The sequence below is a fragment of the Corallococcus exiguus genome (assembly GCF_009909105.1).
In the GTDB taxonomy this organism is placed as follows: Bacteria; Myxococcota; Myxococcia; order Myxococcales; family Myxococcaceae; genus Corallococcus; species Corallococcus exiguus.
The window spans coordinates 247,414-266,805 of sequence record NZ_JAAAPK010000003.1; the positions used below are offsets into that span (position 1 = coordinate 247,414).

General features: G+C 69.8%; 15 protein-coding genes. 4 read left to right on the top strand and 11 right to left on the bottom strand.

Annotated elements, in window-relative coordinates:
- Nucleotides 1-16: 16 nt before the first annotated feature.
- The 5 genes from GTZ93_RS12540 to GTZ93_RS12560 form a co-directional block, all read right to left on the bottom strand.
- Complete coding sequence (locus GTZ93_RS12540) at nt 17-1,312, bottom strand: COG3014 family protein (protein WP_257979429.1); 1,296 nt, start codon at nt 1,310-1,312, stop codon at nt 17-19.
- Nucleotides 1,313-1,321: 9 nt separating this feature from the next.
- Nucleotides 1,322-1,933 carry a penicillin-binding protein activator LpoB gene (lpoB, locus tag GTZ93_RS12545; RefSeq protein ID WP_120578180.1) on the bottom strand — a complete coding sequence of 204 codons (612 nt, stop codon included), beginning with the start codon at nt 1,931-1,933 and terminating at the stop codon, nt 1,322-1,324.
- A 14-nt stretch (nt 1,934-1,947) separates the two neighbouring features.
- Nucleotides 1,948-2,763 carry a hypothetical protein gene (locus GTZ93_RS12550; RefSeq protein WP_120578181.1) on the bottom strand — a complete coding sequence of 272 codons (816 nt, stop codon included), beginning with the start codon at nt 2,761-2,763 and terminating at the stop codon, nt 1,948-1,950.
- A gap of 10 nt (nt 2,764-2,773) precedes the next feature.
- Nucleotides 2,774-3,337 (bottom strand): hypothetical protein, encoded by a 564-nt coding sequence (locus tag GTZ93_RS12555; protein ID WP_120578182.1) that lies wholly within the window; start codon nt 3,335-3,337, stop codon nt 2,774-2,776.
- Nucleotides 3,338-3,468: 131 nt separating this feature from the next.
- The gene (locus GTZ93_RS12560; protein ID WP_161662785.1) at nt 3,469-5,109 is read right to left on the bottom strand and encodes a mechanosensitive ion channel family protein; all 1,641 of its coding nucleotides are present in this window, start codon (nt 5,107-5,109) and stop codon (nt 3,469-3,471) included.
- A 181-nt stretch (nt 5,110-5,290) separates the two neighbouring features.
- Between GTZ93_RS12560 and GTZ93_RS12565 the strand changes: the two genes are divergently transcribed.
- The 4 genes from GTZ93_RS12565 to GTZ93_RS12580 all read left to right on the top strand — a co-directional run bounded on the left by GTZ93_RS12565 (nt 5,291) and on the right by GTZ93_RS12580 (nt 10,512).
- The gene (locus GTZ93_RS12565) at nt 5,291-5,677 is read left to right on the top strand and encodes a response regulator (RefSeq protein WP_014398957.1); all 387 of its coding nucleotides are present in this window, start codon (nt 5,291-5,293) and stop codon (nt 5,675-5,677) included.
- On the top strand, nt 5,677-7,263 hold the full coding sequence (locus GTZ93_RS12570) for a multiheme c-type cytochrome (RefSeq protein ID WP_390624865.1): 1,587 nt from the start codon (nt 5,677-5,679) through the stop codon (nt 7,261-7,263). The genes GTZ93_RS12565 and GTZ93_RS12570 overlap by 1 nt, the downstream gene beginning before the upstream one ends.
- Before the next feature lie 125 nt (nt 7,264-7,388).
- On the top strand, nt 7,389-9,341 hold the full coding sequence (locus GTZ93_RS12575) for a LysM peptidoglycan-binding domain-containing protein (protein WP_139919995.1): 1,953 nt from the start codon (nt 7,389-7,391) through the stop codon (nt 9,339-9,341).
- 367 nt (nt 9,342-9,708) lie between these two features.
- The gene (locus tag GTZ93_RS12580) at nt 9,709-10,512 is read left to right on the top strand and encodes a L,D-transpeptidase family protein (RefSeq protein ID WP_139919997.1); all 804 of its coding nucleotides are present in this window, start codon (nt 9,709-9,711) and stop codon (nt 10,510-10,512) included.
- A gap of 6 nt (nt 10,513-10,518) precedes the next feature.
- Here the strand turns inward: GTZ93_RS12580 and GTZ93_RS12585 are convergent, their stop codons facing one another.
- From GTZ93_RS12585 to GTZ93_RS12610, 6 genes are all read right to left on the bottom strand, one after another.
- Nucleotides 10,519-12,276 (bottom strand): ATP-binding protein, encoded by a 1,758-nt coding sequence (locus GTZ93_RS12585; RefSeq protein WP_169821693.1) that lies wholly within the window; start codon nt 12,274-12,276, stop codon nt 10,519-10,521.
- Nucleotides 12,277-12,362: 86 nt separating this feature from the next.
- Nucleotides 12,363-14,885, bottom strand: a complete 2,523-nt coding sequence (locus tag GTZ93_RS12590; RefSeq protein ID WP_139919999.1) for a serine/threonine protein kinase — start codon at nt 14,883-14,885, stop codon at nt 12,363-12,365.
- A 108-nt stretch (nt 14,886-14,993) separates the two neighbouring features.
- Nucleotides 14,994-15,764, bottom strand: coding sequence for a hypothetical protein (locus GTZ93_RS12595; protein WP_139920001.1), 771 nt, complete (start codon nt 15,762-15,764; stop codon nt 14,994-14,996).
- The gene (locus GTZ93_RS12600; protein ID WP_139920003.1) at nt 15,761-17,047 is read right to left on the bottom strand and encodes an ABC transporter permease; all 1,287 of its coding nucleotides are present in this window, start codon (nt 17,045-17,047) and stop codon (nt 15,761-15,763) included. The genes GTZ93_RS12595 and GTZ93_RS12600 overlap by 4 nt, the downstream gene beginning before the upstream one ends.
- Nucleotides 17,044-17,748 carry an ABC transporter ATP-binding protein gene (locus GTZ93_RS12605; protein WP_139920005.1) on the bottom strand — a complete coding sequence of 235 codons (705 nt, stop codon included), beginning with the start codon at nt 17,746-17,748 and terminating at the stop codon, nt 17,044-17,046. The genes GTZ93_RS12600 and GTZ93_RS12605 overlap by 4 nt, the downstream gene beginning before the upstream one ends.
- The gene (locus tag GTZ93_RS12610) at nt 17,745-19,391 is read right to left on the bottom strand and encodes a hypothetical protein (RefSeq protein WP_139920007.1); all 1,647 of its coding nucleotides are present in this window, start codon (nt 19,389-19,391) and stop codon (nt 17,745-17,747) included. The genes GTZ93_RS12605 and GTZ93_RS12610 overlap by 4 nt, the downstream gene beginning before the upstream one ends.
- Nucleotide 19,392 lies beyond the last annotated feature (1 nt).

Below are 19,392 nucleotides of genomic sequence, written 5' to 3' on the forward strand. Positions count from 1 at the left end.
TCCCAAAACGACGCCGTCAGTAGCTTCGCACCACCAGCACCTCCACCCGTCCCGGCTTCACCTCCACCAGGTGTGTGGTGGGCCGGCCCGGTGCATCCACCTGGACGGTGTGCTTTCCCGGAGGAAGCCGGAAGCGCGCCACCTGGAACTCCGCCGGCAGTGAAAGCCAGGAGCGCAGGTCCGCCTGGTTGCCCGCGTTGAGAATCAGGAAGGTGAGCACGCCCAGCTCCTTGCTCTTCGTGAGCGCGCCCACGCCCGCGGCCACGCCCGCCTTCGCCACCGCGCCCGCGAGCTGCTTCGCCAGCATGCGGCCAATGCGGTCGTTCAGGTGCACCTGGGCCACACGCGACAGCGACGTCACCGTCACCGCCTGCTCCGCCTGGCTCTCCACCGACACGCGCACCGGCGGTGTACCGCCGCGGTCCCGGTACACGGGCACTTCAATCAGGTCCCCGGAGTCACCGTAGTCGCGCGACACGCGCTCCTTCTGCGGCGACAGGCCCGCCTCCACCACCACGACGAGCTGCCCTTCTCCGGGCCCCACCGCGTCGTGCGCCACGTTCGGGAACTTCTGGGAGAGCGTCGCGTAGGCGTCGTCACGGCCCGTCTTCTTCGCCAGCCGCAAGAGGGGCTCCACCAGCCCGCCCAGCCGGGGCTCCAGCTCGTACGCCTTCATGTAGTCGATGAAGGCCGAGTCCCACTCGCGCTGGTCCTCGTACAGCACGCCGCCCAGGTAGCGCGCGATGGCGAGCTGCTCGTACGGCTTCTTCTCCTCGGTGATCATCTTCTCGATGCGCTCGTTGACGCGACGGACCTCCACGAGCGCGTCCTCGTCGCGGTTCAGCTCCGCGTAGTTGAGCGCCTGGAGGACGGAGATCATCAGCTTCTCGAAGTCCTCCCCGCGGTAGGCGCGGCGCCGCTCGTTGCTGAGCAGGATGCCGGCCTCTTCACTCACGGAGGTGATGTCCAGCTGCGAGCTGAGCTCGTCTGCCTGGGCCAGCACCTTCGTGCTCTCCTCCCACTGCCCGGCCGCGTGCAGCACCATGCCCTTGTCCAGGAGCAACAGGAGCTGGTCGCGCTCGGGGGCCTCCTTCTGCTCGCCGTCCAGCTCACTCAGGGCGCGCTGATAGTCGGAGGATTGGTACGCGGAGCGCGCGGAGGCCGTGCGCGCCACGTAGTCGCTGGCGCAGCCCGTGCCCAGGACACTCAGGGCGCTCATGGCCACGATGAACAACAGGCCCCAACGCCCCCCCGCCGGGGAAGCGGCGGGGACGCGCGGGGCCTGGGATGCGATGTCGAGGAGGTTGGCCACGGCGGACGGCTACCAGCTCACGCCCTGCTTCTCGAACTTCTTGCGGATCTGCTTCTCGTCCGTCCACGCGATGGTGCCGGTGCGCACGTCGTTCAGCTTCGCCGTCATCTTGTAATAGACGAGCTTGTCGCGGCCGACCTCCTGGATGATGGAGGCGAGGTCGCCCGTCATCAGGAAGTCCACCGACGCCTGCTGGCCCGGGGCCTTGGCGGCGTTCGGGTTCACGTAGCCGGACTGCTGGTACTCGTACTCCTCCGCGATGTCCTGGCGCGCCTGCTGGTCCACCAGCGCGAAGCGGCCCGTCTGCGCGAGCGCCGTCTGGATCTTGTCCCCCAGCGAGCGCATGTCGATGTGCTCACTGGTGCTGTTGCGCAGCTTGCCCACGAGGACGATGGGCAGGGCCGCGCCCTGCGGCGGGGCTTGAGCGAAGCGCGGGGCGTTGGCGAGCGACTCGGCCATCTTCTTCGCGATGAGCTGCAGGTCGTTCTCGTTGAAGCGGTCGCCCAGCATCTCGATGGTGTTGGGGTCCTCGTAGGTGCCGCGCGTGAAGGCGCGGGAGCCTCCACAGCCGGCGAGCGACACGGCGACGAGGGCGGACAGCAACAGGCGGCGGGTGTTCATGGTCGGGTCGACTCCTAGTTCCATTCGCATTCGAAGCGGCTGCCTTCGAAGTTCCACTTGTAGGCAAGCACCGCGTCGCGGCGGTAGCCGGCCGTCAGGCGGCAGAGGCTCTGCAAGGACGCGCGCGGATAGTCGAAGGTGTACGTCTGCGCCTTCGCGCGCTCCTGCGGGGTGAGCTGAGAGGGGTGCGTGAGCGTGGGGCTGGCGCTCGCCGCCACCATCACGCGGTGCGCGCCGTACGTCTTGAGCGGCACGTGGCCCGCGAGCTGGATGCGGCGCACCGTGCGCGCCACCATGATGTCGCTGCGGTCCACCATGGTCTCGTGGCTGTTGCGGCGCTGCAGCAGCTCCGGGAGGTTCGCGGAGAACACGCGGGTGATGTCCCCGTCGTCCACGAAGAAGTAGAGGAACGCCTCGCGCGCGGTGCGGCTCTCCCCGGTGAAGTCCAGCGTCACCAGGATGTCCAGCTGCCGGTTGGGCGCCAGGCCGTGGCGCGACACCGCCGCCAGCACCGTCTTGTCCACGCCCGCCTTCTTCAGGCGGATGAGGCCGTCCGCGCTCGCGTCGCAGGCGCAGCGGCGCTCTTCAATCATCTTCACCAGCTGCGCGGGCTCGAAGCCGGCCTGCGACAGCTTGGTCAGCTCCTCGTCGGTGAGCGGGAGCTGGTCCGACCGCTCATAGATGCGCGGCAGCTGGTTCGGGTCCCACTGGATGATGTTGTAGGTCTGCACGTCCCCCGACGGGAACGGCAGTGCCACGGACGGCGAGGCGGCGCGAGGCGCCTGGGCCGTGGTCAACGCGACAGCGGCGGCGAGCAGTTGAGCGATCATGGCGTTTCCGTCAGAACCGGTATCCGACGTTCATGAACAACCGGTTCGTGACTCCTCCTCCCCCGATGGGGATGTCCGGCGAGTAGTGCAGTCCCATGAGCACGCGGTCGCGGCGGTCCAGGAAGATCTCCGCGCCCACCTGCGGCGAGATGGCGAAGCGCAGGCCCTCGCCCTCCGGGATGACGATGGCGCCCGCCTTGAGGCCGAGGGTGAAGGACACCGGCCAGCCCCAGCTGCGGAAGGTGGGGCCCACGTTGCCGATGAAGCGCCCACCGTCGAAGACGTAGCCGCCGCTGACGTCCAGGCGGTACCAGTCATCACCCCAGAGGGACACGGTGGCGCCCACGAACAGCGGCGGACCTTCCGGCGCGCCCGGGGGGTTCTCACCGGAGTTGATGGCCGCGCCCCAGTCGAACTGGAGCGACACGCCCCGGCGGTTGTCGCCGTAGCCCCCGGTGCCGTACTCCGACTCTTCAGGCCCGTCGGTGCGGCCCCGCTCCTGGGCGCTCGCGGTGAGCGGCGCGGCGACGGCCAGGAGCGCCAGGGCTCCGCACAAGGTGACAGGACGCTTCATCTGTTGGACTCCCCAGCTTGGGTGCGAATGCTCTTACGGGCGTCTTACGCCGCGTGGGCCGACATATTCATCGCGCGGCGAGCGTCCGTGCAAGCGCCCGTTTTCCCTGGGGCTCTCACAGGCGCTCTTCTTCAGGACCGGGGCTCTGGAGCGCCCTGGGTGGCTTCCTCCTGGTCATCCCGGGAGGGCGGGGGCTGCGCGGGGCGGGATTCGCTGCGCACCATGGGCAGCCACTGGGGCTTCGAGCGCAGGAAGACGACCAGCCGCTCGCGCACGAGGAAGCGCAGGTCGCCCAGCTTGCTGGAGTTCGCCGCGCTCACCAGGGCGCGCACGGTGAGGGTCTTGTCCATCACGTCGAAGACGACCAGCGTCTTCACCCGGCCATCCCACAGGGCCTTGCCCTCGTTGGCGAGGATGCGGTCCAGCTCCGCGCGCAGCGCGTCGATGTCCGCCATGTAGTCCACCTGGAGGATGACGGTGCCCATGATCTCCGGGCTCCCCTTGCTCCAGTTCTGGAACGGCTTGTCCAGGAACTGGGTGATGGGGATGACCATGCGCCGCTGGTCCCAGATGCGCAGCACGACGTACGTGAGGGTGATCTCCTCCACCGTGCCGAACTCGCCCTCCACCAGCACGTTGTCGCCAATGCTGACGGGCTGGGTGATGGACAGCTGGATGCCGGCGAGCAGCGAGGACAGCGACTTCTGCGCGGCGAGACCGATGGCGAGGCCGGCGATACCGGCGGAGGCCAGCAGCGACACGCCCACGTTGCGCACCACCTCGAACTGCATGAGCAGCAGCGCGGCGGCGATGACGTAGGTGGCGACCTCGAAGACGGCGCGCAGCACGGCCAACTGCGTGCGCAGCGAGCGCGCGCGGCGGTGGGGGCTGGACTCGGAGGTGACGCGGCTCTGGACGTAGGCCTCCGACACGCGGAGGAAGCGCAGGATGAACCACGCCACCGCGACGATGGTGAGCGAGTAGCTCACCCGGTCGCTCAGCAGCTTCAGCTTGGGAGGCAGGAGCAGGAACGAGGTGCCCAGCGCCAGGAGGATGGCGAAGAAGGGCAGCCGCAGGGGCCCCCGGCCCGCGCTGACAATCTGGTCATCCCAGGTGATGCGCGTCCAGCGCGCCACCCGCAGCGCGGCGGCCAGCAGGAGCTTCTCCAGGAGATAGGAGAGGATCCACGCGCTCAGGAGCGTCACCACGAGCCCCAGCCACTGCCACGGCTCCAGCCCCAGCACCGTGCGGTCGAAGAAGACGGCAGGGAGCGTTTCGGTGAGCAGCGGGCCGTACTCCTCGAAGAGCGGGTCCACCATCTTCACGGTGGACTCCGCCACCACCCAGATGGGCGTGCCATCCACGGTGAAGCGCTGCAGCCGGATGGGCACGCTCTCGCCCTTGAGCGGGATGGCCCCCAGCGACGCGAAGCGTGAGTTGGGGGGCTCGCCCTCCGGCGTCTTCGGCAGGGCGGACGTGTCCACCGACAGCTCCCGGTCCAGGACGAACTTCAGCTTCCGCGCCAGTTGGGCGCCCTGCGCGGGCTGCTCGGCCGCCGGAAGATGGTCCAGGTACAGGTAGTGGGCGGCGCGGGCGTACTCCCCACGATGCACCGCGTCCAGGAAGCCCTGGGCCGTGGCGCGCGGCGACGTGCGGTCCAGGTCCTGGGGGACCTGCCCCAGGCCGTTGTTGAGGGCCAGGACAGGGAGGCCCCCGAGGACGCACCCCAGGAGGAGGAGGGCCACCAGGACCCGGGAGGCATGGCGCTTCATGGGCGCCTCCATACTCCGTGTGCGGTCGGTTGTCCGGGAAAGACGGTGGGTGTTTCCGAGCCCGCCCGGCCGCTGGGAAGCCCGGGGTCGGGGACAGAAAACCCGTGCTGGAACGCAACACGGGAAAGCATTGGTGCGCCGCTGGGTGGTGGGCTAGAACCGACCCCCAAGGAAGGTCGCCGTGTCCGAAGAGAAGCGAAGAATCCTCCTCATTGACGACAGCGAGATCACCCTCGCCATGGAGAAGGCCGTCCTGGAGGCACGGGGCTATGAGGTCGTGGCCACCTCCACGCTCATGGAGTTTGAGAAAACGCTTCAGAGCTGGCGGCCGGATCTCATCCTCACGGACATCCACATGCCCGAAGCGAAGGGCACGGACATCTGCCGCACGCTGAAGAACGAGTACAACACGCAGGACATCCCCATCGTGTTGTTCTCCAGCCTGCCGGACGACGAGCTGTCGAAGCTGGCCGAGCAGGTGGGCGCGGATGGCTCGCTCTCCAAGGTGAATGGCCTGGAGGCGATGGGCGAGAAGATCGACGAACTGGTGCAGAGCATCCTCTGGTGATGACGATGCGCGCGGCCGTCCTCGCGGTGCTCGTAAGCGCGCTTCTCACCGGATGCAGACGCCAGGAGCCGCGCGCCCCGGAGAGCGGCGCGGGCAGTGCTCCCGGGCAGCAGCAAGCCGCCTCCCCTACTCCCGCCGCGCCTCCGGGCGCCGTGCTGTTCATCTCCGCGGACACGCGTGGATACCTGGGCCCATGCGGCTGCAGCGAGAACATGCGCGGAGGCATCGGCCGGGCGGCGTTCCAGGTGCAGCAGGCGCGTCAGGGCGGCCAGCCGGTGCTGTACATCGACGGCGGCAACAGCCTCTTCGGGGAGACGCACCTCAAGGCGGATCAGGTGCCGCAGGAGGAGCGCAAGGCGAAGGCGCTCGCGGACGCGTTCCGCACCATGGGCATCGCCGTGCGAGCCACGGGCGAGCTGGACGACACGCGAGGCGCGGCCTTCCGTCAGGGCCTGGGCCTGCCGGAGATTCCGACGGGCGGCGTGAAGGTGCTGGACGCGGGGACGCGCAAGGTGGGCGTGGTGGCGGCGGCTTCCGGCGAAGCGCTGGTGAAGGCCAGCCAGCAGGCGCGCGAGCAGGGCGCGGACTTCGTGGTGGGCCTGTTGGACCAGCCGCTGGAGGCCGCGCAGGCCGCCGCCGCGTTGCCGGGCCTGGCCGCGAACCTGGTGGTCGCCACGCACAGCGCCAGTGAGTTCTCCGCGGAGGAGAACCGGCTGGTGCGCTCCGACGTGCCGGTGGTGGCGGTGCAGAGCAAGGGGCGCTCGCTCTTGCGCGTGGACCTGACGTACGCGCCGGCGAAGGGTCCCTTCACGCCGCAGCGTTCGCAGGGGGACGTGGAGCGGGAAGTGACGGCGCTGGAGCAGCGCATCGCGCTCCTGGATAAGGAAATAGCCCTGCCCGGCATCGACCCGAAGTTGAAGGCGCTGAAGCAGGGCAAGCGCGACGAGCTCGCGGCGCGCAAGCAGGGCTTCCTCTCCGCGCCGCCCGCGCCGGCCGCGGACGTCAACGGCTTCGCGCTGCGCTTCCTGCCGCTGGAGTCGAACCTGCCCAGCGCGCCGGACACGCAGGCGCTGGTGAAGGCGTACGACGCGGACGTGGGCCAGCTGAACCTCGCGTGGGCGAAGGCGCACGGCCAGGACTGCCCTCTTCCGGAGAAGGGCCAGGCGGGCTTCGTCGGCAGTGCGGTGTGCGCGGACTGCCACCCGGACGCGACCGGAGTGTGGGAGCGCACGAAGCACCACCACGCGTGGGAGACGCTGGAAGAGGTGGGCAAGCAGCACCACCTCAACTGCGTGGGCTGTCACGTCACCGGCTGGCAGAAGCCCGGCGGCGTGTGCCGGCTGGACAAGGTGGAGGGCCGCGAGGACGTGGGCTGCGAGAGCTGCCACGGTCCGGGCTCCAAGCACGTGGACTCGCCGAGCCCCGCGACCATCGTGGGCAAGCCGGGACAGGCCGTGTGCGTCACCTGCCACAACACGGAGAACTCGCCGCACTTCGACTTCGCCACGTACCTGCCTCGCATCCTCGGTCCCGGCCATGGCGGAACGGGAAAGAGCGGGCAGGCAGGCGAGCCACCGGCGAAATAGGGTCGCTCGCTCCTACGGTGGGTGATTCCCGAGGGCGTACCGAGCGACTTGTTGTTTGACTGTCAAGAAAGCTGGCGAATACTGCGAGCTTCGCCTGCTTCTGGGCGACCTCGCCTGGCGTTCCCATGCCGCTTTCTCTGCTCCTGCTTGCCCTGGCCTCGGTTCCCTCCTCGCAGGGCGTGGCGCCGTCACCGGTGCCGCCGCCCGGCGTGCGTGCGGTGCCCCCCTCGCAGGCCCCCTCTCTGACGGCGGACGGCAGCCTGGCCACGCCCCCCGCTCCCATGGAGGAAGGCGAGGAGACGGAGGAGGTGGAGAACGAGTCCGCCGAGCTGGAGGAACTGCGTGCGTTGGAAGGCGCGACGCTGGACCCAGAGTCGAAGCCGAACGCGGAGATGATGCAGTCGCTGCGCCGGCTGGGCCTGACGAACCCGTTGCGGCTGCGAATGTTGGACGCGCTGGAAGAGCCTACCTTCCGCGAGGACGACACCGCCCCGCCGCTGGCGCGCATCACCGACCTGGCGAGCTTCGATATTTCGCAGGTGAAGGACCGCTACGACATCCCGGTCGACATGCAGCCGCGGGTGGCCGAGTACATTCAGTTCTTCCAGGGCCCCGGCCGCAAGTGGTTCCGCAAGTGGATGGCGCGCTCCACGCGCTACCTGCCGGTAATGCAGCCGATCCTGGAGTCGAAGGGCCTGCCCCGGGACACGGTGTACCTGGCAATGATTGAGAGCGGCTTCTCCGCGAACGCGTACTCGTGGGCGCACGCGGCCGGGCCGTGGCAGTTCATCTCCAGCACGGGCAAGCAGTACGGCCTCAAGCAGGACTTCTGGGTGGACGAGCGGCGTGACCCCATCAAGGCCACGCACGCGGCGGCGGCGTACCTGAAGGACCTCTACGGCGAGCTGGGCCACTGGTACCTGGCGTGGGCGGGCTACAACACGGGCTCGTACCGGGTGCGCAAGATGGTGACGCGCTACGGGACGAACGACTTCTGGGTGCTGGCGGAGGAGCCCGGGCTGGCGAAGGAGACGAAGCACTACGTGCCCAAGCTCATCGCCGCGGCGCTGGTGGCGAAGAACCCCACCGCGTTCGGCTTCTCCGAGGAGGAGTTCCAGTACGAGTCCACGCTGGAATATGACGAGGTGAAGCTCACGGACGCGACCGACCTGGACGTGGTGGCGCGCTCGGCCGGGGTGAGCGTGGCGGACGTGCAGGAGCTGAACCCGGAGCTCAAGCGCTGGTGCACGCCTCCGGCGACGGCCTCGAAGCCCTACACCCTGAAGCTGCCGCGCGGCACCACGACGCTCTTCGCGGAGAACTTCAAGAAGCTGTCGCCAGCGGACCGGCTGACGTTCCGGGTGCACACGGTGAAGAAGGGCGACACGCTGTCGCAGATTGCCCAGAAGTACGGCACGGCGCCGGAGGCCATCCTCCAGATGAACCGGCTGAAGACCGCGCGGGTGCTGAAGGTGCGCTCGGAGCTGGTGATTCCGGTGCCGGCGAGCGGCCGGGGTGGCAGCGGTGACGCGGGCATCAGCGGCGCGCTGGCGTCGAAGGTGGCGCAGGCGCGGCGCAGCGGCGTGGTGGCGACGCGGCCGGAGGACGAGGTCCCGGCGGGCACGCCGCGTGGCCCGGTGGCGGCGGGCCCGGTGAAGACGGAGAAGGTGGATGGCAAGACGCGCATCACATACGGCGTGCAGGAGGGCGACAGCCTGTGGCTCATCGCCAACCGCTTCCAAGTGTCGGTGGACGACCTGAAGAAGTGGAACAACCTGCCCAAGCGCAACCGCACGCTGTCGCTGGGCACGCTGCTCGCGGTGTGGCCGCCGGAGTCCAAGGGCGCGGCGCCAGCGAAGGTGGAGGAGCGCGGCGGCACCATCGTGGTGGCCACCGCCGTGGCGAGCCAGGCGCCCGTGGGCCCCAAGGGCAAGGTGCACACGCTGGCCGAGGGCGAGACGCTCTGGTCGGTGTCGCAGCGCTACAACGTGTCCGTCGAGGACATCATGAAGTGGAACCACATCAAGGACCACCGCACGGTCCCCACCGGCAAGCTGCTGTCGCTGAGCGCGCCGTAGCGGCACAGGGGCATGGCGCGACGGCCGGGACCTTGCAGTCCCCGGCGCCATGCTCGCATCCGCACTGCTTCGAGAGTCACCGCTTCTTCCCTCTGAAACGCCTGGCGCGAGCGAATCCGCGCCGGCCCTGTCCGTCCTGCCCCGTGGAGTCGAACGTCCGGGGGACAGGACGGTCTCCGGAGGCAACTCGCTGACGCGCTTCAGCGGGCCCGGTCCGGTACCGCGAGGGCTTTCCCTCGCCCCACCGTCCGACGGAGTGTACGGCCCTGAGAAGCGCGCACGCGACATCGTGGCAGGAACGGCGGCAACCCTCGTCGCGCGAGCCGAAGAGGCGACGCGTGCGGTGACGGCTGGGGGCCTGGGCGTCATGGAGCCTCCGGTCGACTTCGCGGGCGCGGCGGTTCCGGTGGCAGGCGGACTGGAGCATCCGCGCTTCGCAGGGTCGCCTCAGCTCACGGAGGTGGCGTCCGGCGTGACGGTGCTCGGCACGGGCTCGAAAGGAGACGGGCTGCGCGCGGTGCAGGGCGCGCTCATGGACATGGGGTTCGCGCTGTACGGCGGCGCGGACGGACGCTACGGCCCGGACACGGCCCGTGCGCTCCGCAACTTCCAGGTGCACGCGGGCCTGCGCTCCAGCGGCGTGCTCGACACCGCCACGCTGAAGGCCCTGGATGCGCTCGCTCCGGCTCCGGGCTCACGGGGACAGTCGCGCGCCCTGCCCTCTTCGTTCTACGCGGGCCAGCCCGTGCGCGTGGTCATCGCGCTGCGCGAGCACCGTACGTTCCTCTTCGACCCGGAGGGGAAGCTCGTGGACATCTTCCCCAACGCGGTGGGCACCGCCGCCACGCCCACGCACCCTGGACTCAAGGTCGTCCGCGCGAAGTTGGATCAGGTGGCCACCGAGAACGCGGGCGCGCGGTTGTGGAACGACCGGCACGTGTTCGGCGCGCGGCTGCTGGACCTGTCCTGGGCGGATGGCCGTCGCAGCGGCGAGGAGCTGCATGGCACCAGCGCCCCTGCCCTGCTCGGGGGCGATGTGTCCCACGGCTGCATCCGTCACGCGAACGAGGACATCCTCGTCCTGCATGACGCGCTCGCCGTGGGCGACCGCATCGCGGTGGTGGAGACGCTCCAGGACCCGCACCTGGGCGTCCCCGTCACCGTGGGCTGACGACGTCTACTGCTCTTCGAGGAGCATCTTCAGCTCCCGCACGCGCTTGCTGATGAAGTCGCGGTCCAGTTTGCGGAAGTTCTCCGGCAGCAGCGCCCGGCTGGTGCACTCCTGCACCGCCACCAGGTTCTGCATTTCAATCTCCAGCGGGTAGCTGGGCGGCACGAAGTCCGCCAGCACCGCGGCCAGGTCGTCCTTCGTCACCTGGTCACGTCCATCCGCCAGCGCGCGGAACTTCGAACGCACCATCACCGCCTCGATGTCCGCGCCGCTGAAGGCGCGCACGCCGCCGGGGATGAGCGCGGCGAAGGACTCCACGCCCTCCACGGACACGCCGGTCTTCTTGCTCATCGCCTGGAACAGCTCGTTCCGCTCTTCATCCGTCTGCGGATAGAAGAGCGCGAGGTGCTCTTCCGCGCGGCCCTGGCGCTTCAAGTCGATGGGCAGCAGGTCCGGCCGCGCCGTCAGCAGGAACCAGACAATCTTGCCTCGGTACTGCGTGTTGCCCATGAAGGACGCGATGGAGCCGAAGATGCGGCTGCTCGTGCCGGAGTCCCCGCCGGAGTCGCGGTTGCCGAGGAAGGTGTCCGCCTCGTCGACCATCACCGCCACCGGCCACAGGGCCTTCAGCAGGTTGAAGATCTTCTCCAGGTTCGATTCCGTCACGCCCTGCCACTGGCTGCGGAAGTTCAGGAACTTCACCACCGGGATGCCAATCTCCCCGGCGAAGCAGCTCACCATGAACGTCTTGCCCGTGCCCACCGGCCCGCTCACCAGGTAGCCCATGGGCATGACCTCGATGCGGCCCTTCTTCAGCGCGGACGCCGCCTGCCGCAGCATCTGCTTGGCGGGCGCGTGCCCCGCCACCGCGTCCAGCGTGTGCGCGGGCTCGATGAACTCCAGCAGGCCGTGGCACTCCGCCTGGATGAGCTCCTTCTTCTTCTCCTTGAGCAGCTCCGGAGTGATGCGCACCTCCCGCTCCAGCGCCTCCGTCAGCACGCGGTCCAGGTTGATGCGCGATAGGCCCGCCGTCATCTTCGCCAGGCCCGCGACCGGCACCTCCGACACCGACTGGAGCTTCTTGCCCTCTAGCTTGGAGCGCACGTACTCCAGGCGCTCCTCCTCCGTGGGCAGCGGCAGCTCGATGGGCGCCACGTACGGATTGCGGCTGATGCGCGGCGACACGTCCGACAGGTTCTCCGCCAGCAGCACCACGGACACGTCGCCGGCCAGGAACTGCGGGTCGTGCGCCCACTTGTCCAGCGTGGCCACCACGAAGCGGTCCTCCGCGGACAGGTGGCTCATCTCCCCGCCGGGCACCAGCGTCTCCGCGTAGTCGATGATGAGCGCCATTGAGCGGCCCTCGCTCAGGCGCATGCGCAGGAAGTTCTCCAGGATCTGCAGCGCCCGACCCGGGTCGCGCGGCATGACCTTGGCGTAGTCCGTGCCGTACATGGCGTCGTAACCCGTCATGGCCCGCGCCAGGTCCTTCTGCGTCTCCGGCGTCGCCGAGCGGATGCCCGACGAGCGGTCGTAGAAGAGGACGTGGTCGCGCCCGCCGAACAGCTCTTCCGACAGGAACGTCTTGAGCGTCCCGAAGCCGCGCCCGCCGTCCTCCAGCTGCAGCGGCTGCAGGTCGCGCACGGCCCCGTACAGCAGGAAGGTGCTGACCGTCTTCGTGTAGTACTTGCGCGCAAGCTGCTGCGCCCACCGGGGCAGATCCGCCAGCGGATCCGCCTTGTTCACCTTACGCACCTTCGTCACGGACATCCCTCCGGCGCCGCTCCCCCCAGGGACATCCGGGGGGAGGACCCCCAGGCTACCTCTTAAGTGTCAGGACCGCGGTGCCGCTAATCGCGGCAGCGCGCCTGCTTCTTCAGGGTTGCATCCACCTTGACCGTGGAACCCGCCGGGGACGGCGTGCCCACGGATACGTCCTCATCCGAGTGGCATTTCGCCTTCAGCGTGAGCTCACGCGTGCCCCACGGCACCCGGATGGTGGCCGGCGTGACGAAGCCCAGGTCCTGCTTGCCTTGGAAGATGGCCGCGCCCTCGGGCGTGGACTCGACCCGAACCTCCACGGGCGCGCGCTCCAGGTTCGCCACCACGTCCAGGCCGTTGTTGTTCACGGCCATCTTCTTGACGAAGGGCACGTAGCCGGCGGCGGTGACCTCCACCAGCGGGGCGTCGTTGCTGAGCGAGAAGTCCCGGAGCACCTGCTCGCGAACGCCCTGCTTCCGGGCGACCTGGTTGTCGATCTTCACCTCGGCGTCTTCCGGCTGGGTCTTGAAGACCACGACCACCGAGCGCGCCTGCTTCTTGAGGACCACCGGCACCTGCGTGGCGTTGGTGCCCTCGGACACCATGGCGGACTGGTTGAAGGCCTCGTAGCCCGGAGCGGTCACCACCACCAGCACGTTGCCCACGGACATGGGCTTGAGGGCGAAGCCGTTGGGGGGGAACTTCTCCGGAGGCCCCGCGTTGATGGACACCATCGCGATGTCCTTCGCCTCCAGCGTCTTGAGCTCCACCATCACGTAGCCCTGCGCGGGCTTGCTCGGGGAGAAGACCAGGGCCACGCCCACCAGCAGGAACAGCGACGCCAGACCCACTGCGCCGTAGAGCAGGCGCTTGTCCATGCCCTTGATGCCCAGACCCCGGGCAGGAGCCTCCTGCTCGGGCGCGTTCCTCTGGCGGCCTTCCTTCGCGGGCGGACGCGGCGCGTTCCCGTTGTTGAGGACGGGGGGCGCGGGCGAACGCGGCAACGGTTCCGGCAGCGGGTCCGGCCGGTGGAGTCGCTGCGGCGGACCGTCGTTGCCCCGGTTCGGCGTCGGACGGGGCATGGGCCCGTCGTTGGCCATCAGCGTGGGCACGTTGGTCAGCGACGGACGCGGCGGCGCGGCGCTCAGCACCGGCGCGCTGTTCTGCGACAGGCGCGGCGGCGCCGGCGGCTGGGGCAGCGACGAGAGCGGCGGGATGACGGCGGTGCGGCCCGCCACGTCCTCTCCGTCGTCGTCGTCGGGCGCGGCCGGGGACTCCAGCGGCGTGACGGCGCGGCCAATGGCGGCGCCCGGCTGGGTGGTGGGCTCCGGCGAGTCGTTGAAGACAGCGTCGCGGTCCACCATCTGCGTCGCCAGCTCCTCGTCCTCCTTGGGCGAGGGCGCGGCGGGCGCGGCGGTCAGCTTGGGCAGCGCCGCGAGCGTGGGCGAACGGCGCGCCCCCTGCGGGTTGGCGCCGGAGTTGGAGGCGCGCGGCGGCGGCGCGGACACGGGCTCCACGGCGGGCGCGGAGGGCGCCACCGCGGGGATGTTGGTCATGCTCTGCGTGGGCACCGGGGACGGGCCGCTGTAGCCCGCCTCGATGGCCGCGAGCATGCCGTCCGGCGCGCGGATGTCCGCGTACTCGGCCAGGCGCTGCTTCTCGCGCTCCACCTCTTCGGCGAACGTGGACTTCATGTACTGCATGAGGTCCTTGCGGCCGAAGATGGAGTCGCTCGTCAGCAGGAAGCGCTGCAGGTCGTCGCCCAGCTCGCTGGCGTACTGGTAGCGCTCCTCCACGTCCTTCGCGAGCGACTTGAGGACGATGCGCTCCAGCGCCTCCGGGATGCGCCGGTTGTACGTGGACGGCGACGGCACCTCCGCCTTGCGCACCTTCTCCAGCACGGAGAAGTCGCTGTCGCCCACGAAGAGGCGCTCGCCGGTGAGCATCTCGTAGAGGCACACGCCGATGGCGAACACGTCCGAGCGGCGATCCAACGGCAGGCCGCGGATCTGCTCCGGGCTCATGTAGCCGAACTTGCCCTTGAGAATGCCGGCCTGCGTCTTGGTCGCCTTGCCCGCCGCCTTCGCGATGCCGAAGTCGATGACCTTGACCTCGCCCTCGAAGGACACGAGCACGTTCTGCGGCGAGATGTCGCGGTGGACGATGTTGAGCTCGCGCCCCATCCCGTCCTTCTTGCGGTGGGCGTAGTCCAGGCCCTCGCACATCTTCGCCACGCAGAAGGCGACCAGCGGCACCGGCGCGGGCTCACCCTTCTTCCGACAGCGGTCGAAGATGGCCCGCATGTCCTTGCCGGGGATGTACTCCATCGAAATGAAGTAGCTGCTGGCGATCTGCCCCAGCTCGTAGATCTGCGCGATGTTGGCGTGGGTCAGCTGGACGCTGATCTTCGCCTCATCGATGAACATCGAGATGAATTCTTCATCTTCGGCGATGTTCGGCAGGATGCGCTTGATGGCGACAAGTCGCTCGAAGCCACTGGCGCCGAACTGTTTGCCGCGCCAGACCTCCGCCATGCCGCCGATGTTTACGCGGTCCAGGAGGAGATACTTCCCGAACGGGATGGGTTGCCGCTTCGGTTGAGAGGTCGTCACTGTGTGTGGGGGTCGAGTCCTTGCAGGGAGCCTATCGATCGCGGCTCCGCAGGGTCAACCGCGCGCGCGGACCTATTTCCGCCCGCTTGCTCCCCAGGCGACCCCGACTCAGGGCGAAGGGGACGTCACCGAGCCCCCATCCAGGGTGGGGATCTCCAGGTCAATGCCCGGCAGGACATCATTTTCCTCGGGATCCGCGGGGATCTGTGCACGCACGACGGCGACGCGCGGCTCGCCCCGCTGGGAGAGCACGGCGGGCGCACCAAAACGCACCTCGGCGGGCAGCCCCACCAGCGTCACCCAGGCCTGTTTGCCGTCCCGGGCCACGCAGTAGAGCAGCGTGCCGGCCCGGGCGCCGGGCGCGTCACGGACCGGGCCCTCGCAGTCCGTGCGCACCTGGAGTGTATAGGCCGGCACCGACGCCCCGCGCTCCAGGTACGGCGGAGAGCCCAGCGCGTCCACCAGGGGCTGTAGCACCTGGGATCGCGTGGGCACGGACTCCACCGTGGCCAGCTTCTGGGCCTCGCCCTGGAAGCGCTGCAGTGCCACCGAGGCCATCTCCGGCGGGTCCAGCGGCGTGCGGCTCTCCGCGAGCACCAGGTCCACGAAGAGCGCCACCACGAGCAGGATGGGCAGGAGCCGGTAGCCCTTGAAGCCCTCCGGCTTCTTGCGCAGCAGTCCGGCGAGGAACACGACCAGGCCCGCGCCCGCGAGCCCGAGCACGATGCTCGCGCGCACGGCGGACGGCGGCGTCAGGAGCGCGGAGACCTCCTCGGTCCGGGCGCGCAGGGCATCCGAGAGGTCGCCCCCGTAGATCCACCCGAGCGCCCCCAAACACAGGACGTTGGTCAGGAGCGACTTGCGAGAAGGGCCGCTCATCCCGCCAACGTCCTCGCCGGATCCGTGGCGGCGGCGCGGCGGCTGGGGAAGTACGCCCCGGCGAGCGCGGCCACGAGTCCCAGCAGTACCCCGCCCAGCACCACCGCCGCGGGGAAGGAGAAGAAGCTCTCCGGCTTGAAGGGGAAGTTGGGCAGGTAGCCCTTCGCGAGCCGGTCCACGATGAAGGCCAGCAGCAGCGCCGCCGCCGTGCCCGCCGCGCCGCCCAGCACGCCCACCACGCCGGCCTCCGCCAGCACGATGGCGCGCACATCCGCGCGCGAGGCCCCCACCGCCTGCATCACGCCAATCTCCTTCGCCCGAGCGCGCACCGACGAGGACATGGCGTGGGCGATGTTCACCGCCGCCAGCACGCAGATGAGGATGGAGAGCAGCGCCAGCGCGGACGTGGTGAGCGCCACCGCCGCGCCCGCGTTCTCCGCCATCCGGCGCTCCTGATCATCGATTTCAAAGCCCATCCCCTTCACCGCCTCCACCAGTTCCGGGACGCGTGAAGGGTCCGCGGCCACCAGCGTGACGCCGGAGTAGCTGTCCGCGTCCGCGCCGGAAGCGCGGTTGATGCGCACCGCCGTGTCCAGCGGGATGGTGATGCCCGCGAGCATGGCCCGGTCGGACGCGCCCACCACCTGCGCCTGCTGCGTGGTGCTGGGTCCGCCGGACGTGGCGGCCACGTAGGAGCGGTTGAACTCCACCGGGAAACCGAAGCCGATGAGCATCTCCGCGGACAGCTGAGGCAGCTTGCGCGCGGGCGCGAACGTCTTGTTGTACAGCTCCAACAGGCGCGTGGAGATGAGCGCGGGGATGGCCTTGCCCTCCCCCGGGTCCTTGAAGTCCTTTGCCTCCGGCAGCCCTACGTCCTTCTGCACCAGGCCGGGGTCCACGCCCACCGCGAGCACCTCCATGCCCATGCGCAGGCGCGAGCCGAAGAAGACGCCGTCGTAGCGCGTCACCGCCGGCACGCGGACGTTCATCTTCCGATACGTCGTCTCCACGCCGGGCAGCGCGGCCAGGCGCTCCACCGCGGCCGTGTCCAGCTTGCCGCCGCCAAGGAGGCCCAGCGACACCGCCGGGGGCACCACGTCCACCAGCCGTGAGTCGGTGGGGAAGATGCGCTCGCGGATGACGCGCCCCACGCCCAGGCCCAGGCCCACGAAGAACACCAGCGCGCCCACGCCCATGGCCACGCCGAAGGCGGAGAAGAACGCGCCCTTGCGTTCGCGCGCGAGGGATAACCTCACCAGTCGCGACAGTGCGTCGAACCTCACGGGGCACCTCGCGACGCCAGGGCTTCCGACGCGGGGGATTCCTCCACCAGCCGCGCGTCCTTGAGCCGCAGCACCCGCCGCGCCACCGCGCTCATGCGCTCCTCGTGGGTGACGGTCAGCACCGTGAGCCCTTCCTTGTGCAGCTCCTGGAAGAGCTGGATGACGCCCGCGCCGGTGGCCGCGTCCAGGTTGCCCGTGGGCTCGTCGCACAGGAGCAGCTTCGGGCCGCCGAAGAGGGCCCGGGCAATGGCCACGCGCTGGCGCTCGCCGCCGGACAGCCGCACCGGCGCGCGGTCCTGCTTGGGGCCCAGACCCACGCGCTCCAGCAGCCGGCTCGCGCGCTGGCGCCCGTCCGCCGTGGCCGGACCGAAGTGCGAGGGCAACAACACGTTCTCCAGCGCGGACAGGTTGGAGATGAGGTGGAAGGACTGGAAGACGAAGCCCACGTGCGTGTTGCGGAAGCGCGCCAGCTCCTTGTCGCGCAGGCCGGTGAGCTTCACGCCGCCCACCTCCACCTGCCCCTGGTAGTGCACGTCCAGGCCGCCCAGCAGGTGCAGCAGCGTGGACTTGCCGCTGCCGGACGCGCCCACCACCGCGACGAAGTCCCCGGCCTCCACGTCCAGCGACACGCCGTCCAGGACGCGTACGCGCGAGCCCTCGCCGTCCTCGTACTCCTTCACGACATCTCGCGCGTGGATCAAGGCGTGGCCGGGGTCGTGGTGGTGGCGGGCGCGGGAGTGAGCCGCAGGGAGACTTCCGCCTGCAGCGCCTTGTCCTTGCGCGACAGGGCCATCGTCACCGCGCGCAGGTCATCCGTGGCATCCAGCCAGCGCACCGTGGTGGCCTTGATGGCGAAGCCGCCAATGCCCCACGCGGCGGAGGGCAGCGCCTTCACCGCGTCCGCCAGCCGGCGCAGGTCCAGCAGCACCACCAGCGCGGCGTCCTTGCCCACGGACTTCAGGTCCTCGGACACGGGGCCGGTACCGGCCGGCTGCGCGAACGAGGCCAGGGTGGACTCCAGGCGCGCCTTGGGCGCCGCGAGCAGCAGCTTGCCGTCCTTGGACAGCGCGAAGTGCGCGCCTTCACCCGCGCGGTACGACGTGAGGTACGCCTTCTGGCCGCTCACGTCCGTGGGCTCCACCTTCGCGCCGAAGCCGCCCGCGAAGCCGGGCACCTTGTCCAGCGTGGCCTGCCCCTTGGCCACGTCCTTCACCTCCGCGAGCGCCACCAGGTTGACGAAGCGGAAGGGGTTGGTGCGCCGCAGGTCCAGGTCCGGCATGCCCGAGGACAGGTTGACGTTGGGCGACAGCGACAGCGCGAGCACCATGCCCGGCTTGAGGTTGTCCAGCACCTCCGTCTTCACGTTGAAGCCCGCCTCCTGCACCGCGCGCGTCACCTGCGAGCCGGCCAGGTACGGCCACACGCCGTCCAGCTGCGCCGGGTCGCCGCGGAAGCGCGCCACGAAGAAGCTGTCCTGCGGCAGCCAGCCCGCGAGCGACTCACCGCCCTTGGGCTCCAGCGCCGCGAGCGACGTCTGCGTGTCCGGCCACGGCGCGTCCGCGCGCAGCGTCACCGCGCGGTCCTCGACGTGGCCCGTGAAGGTGATGCCCTGCACGCTGCCCGCGGGCAGCAGGCCCATGCCACCCGGCAGCCACACGAGGAAGTCGCGGTCGCCGGAGAGGCGCTTGAGGGACGCCTCCAGCACCGGCTCCTTCGCGAGGGACTGCTCCTCCGGCAGCGCCGCCAGCTCCGTCAGCCGCGCCACCGACGCGCCTCCGCCCAGGAGCACCAGGTCGTGCGGGAGAAAGAGCATGCCCAGCATGGGCGTCGTGGAGCCCGGACGGTTGAAGGTGACGAACCGTCCTGCATCCACCTTCGTGTCCTTCTCCTCCGAAGCGCCCAGGCGCGTGCGGGCGAAGGTGGCGAAGGTCGTCTTCAGCTTGTCCGCGTCCTTCACGCCAATGACGGACACCGCCTGCATGCCCCCGAAGATGGCCGCGCCCGCGCCGCGCTTGGGGTCGATGCCGGCGTCCTCCAGCGCCTTGCGGCTGCGCAGGTCCACGCCCACCTGACGCATCACCGCGGACACGTAGCGCTCCGCGGAGGGGAAGTTCTGCAGCTGCGCGACGAACGAGGCCACCTTGAGGTTCTGGAAGCGCGCCAGCTTCTCGCCCAGCGTGCCCAGGTCGTCGATGACGACGGCCGCCTGCGCGGTGCGCGGCAGGTAGCGCGACACGCCCCGGGGCGAATCCGCGGGCCCGGCCGCCTCCTTCCCGCAGCGCGAGCAGCCGGCGAACACGACCAACAGCAGGACCAACGGGAGGAATCCAACGCGGCGGAGCATG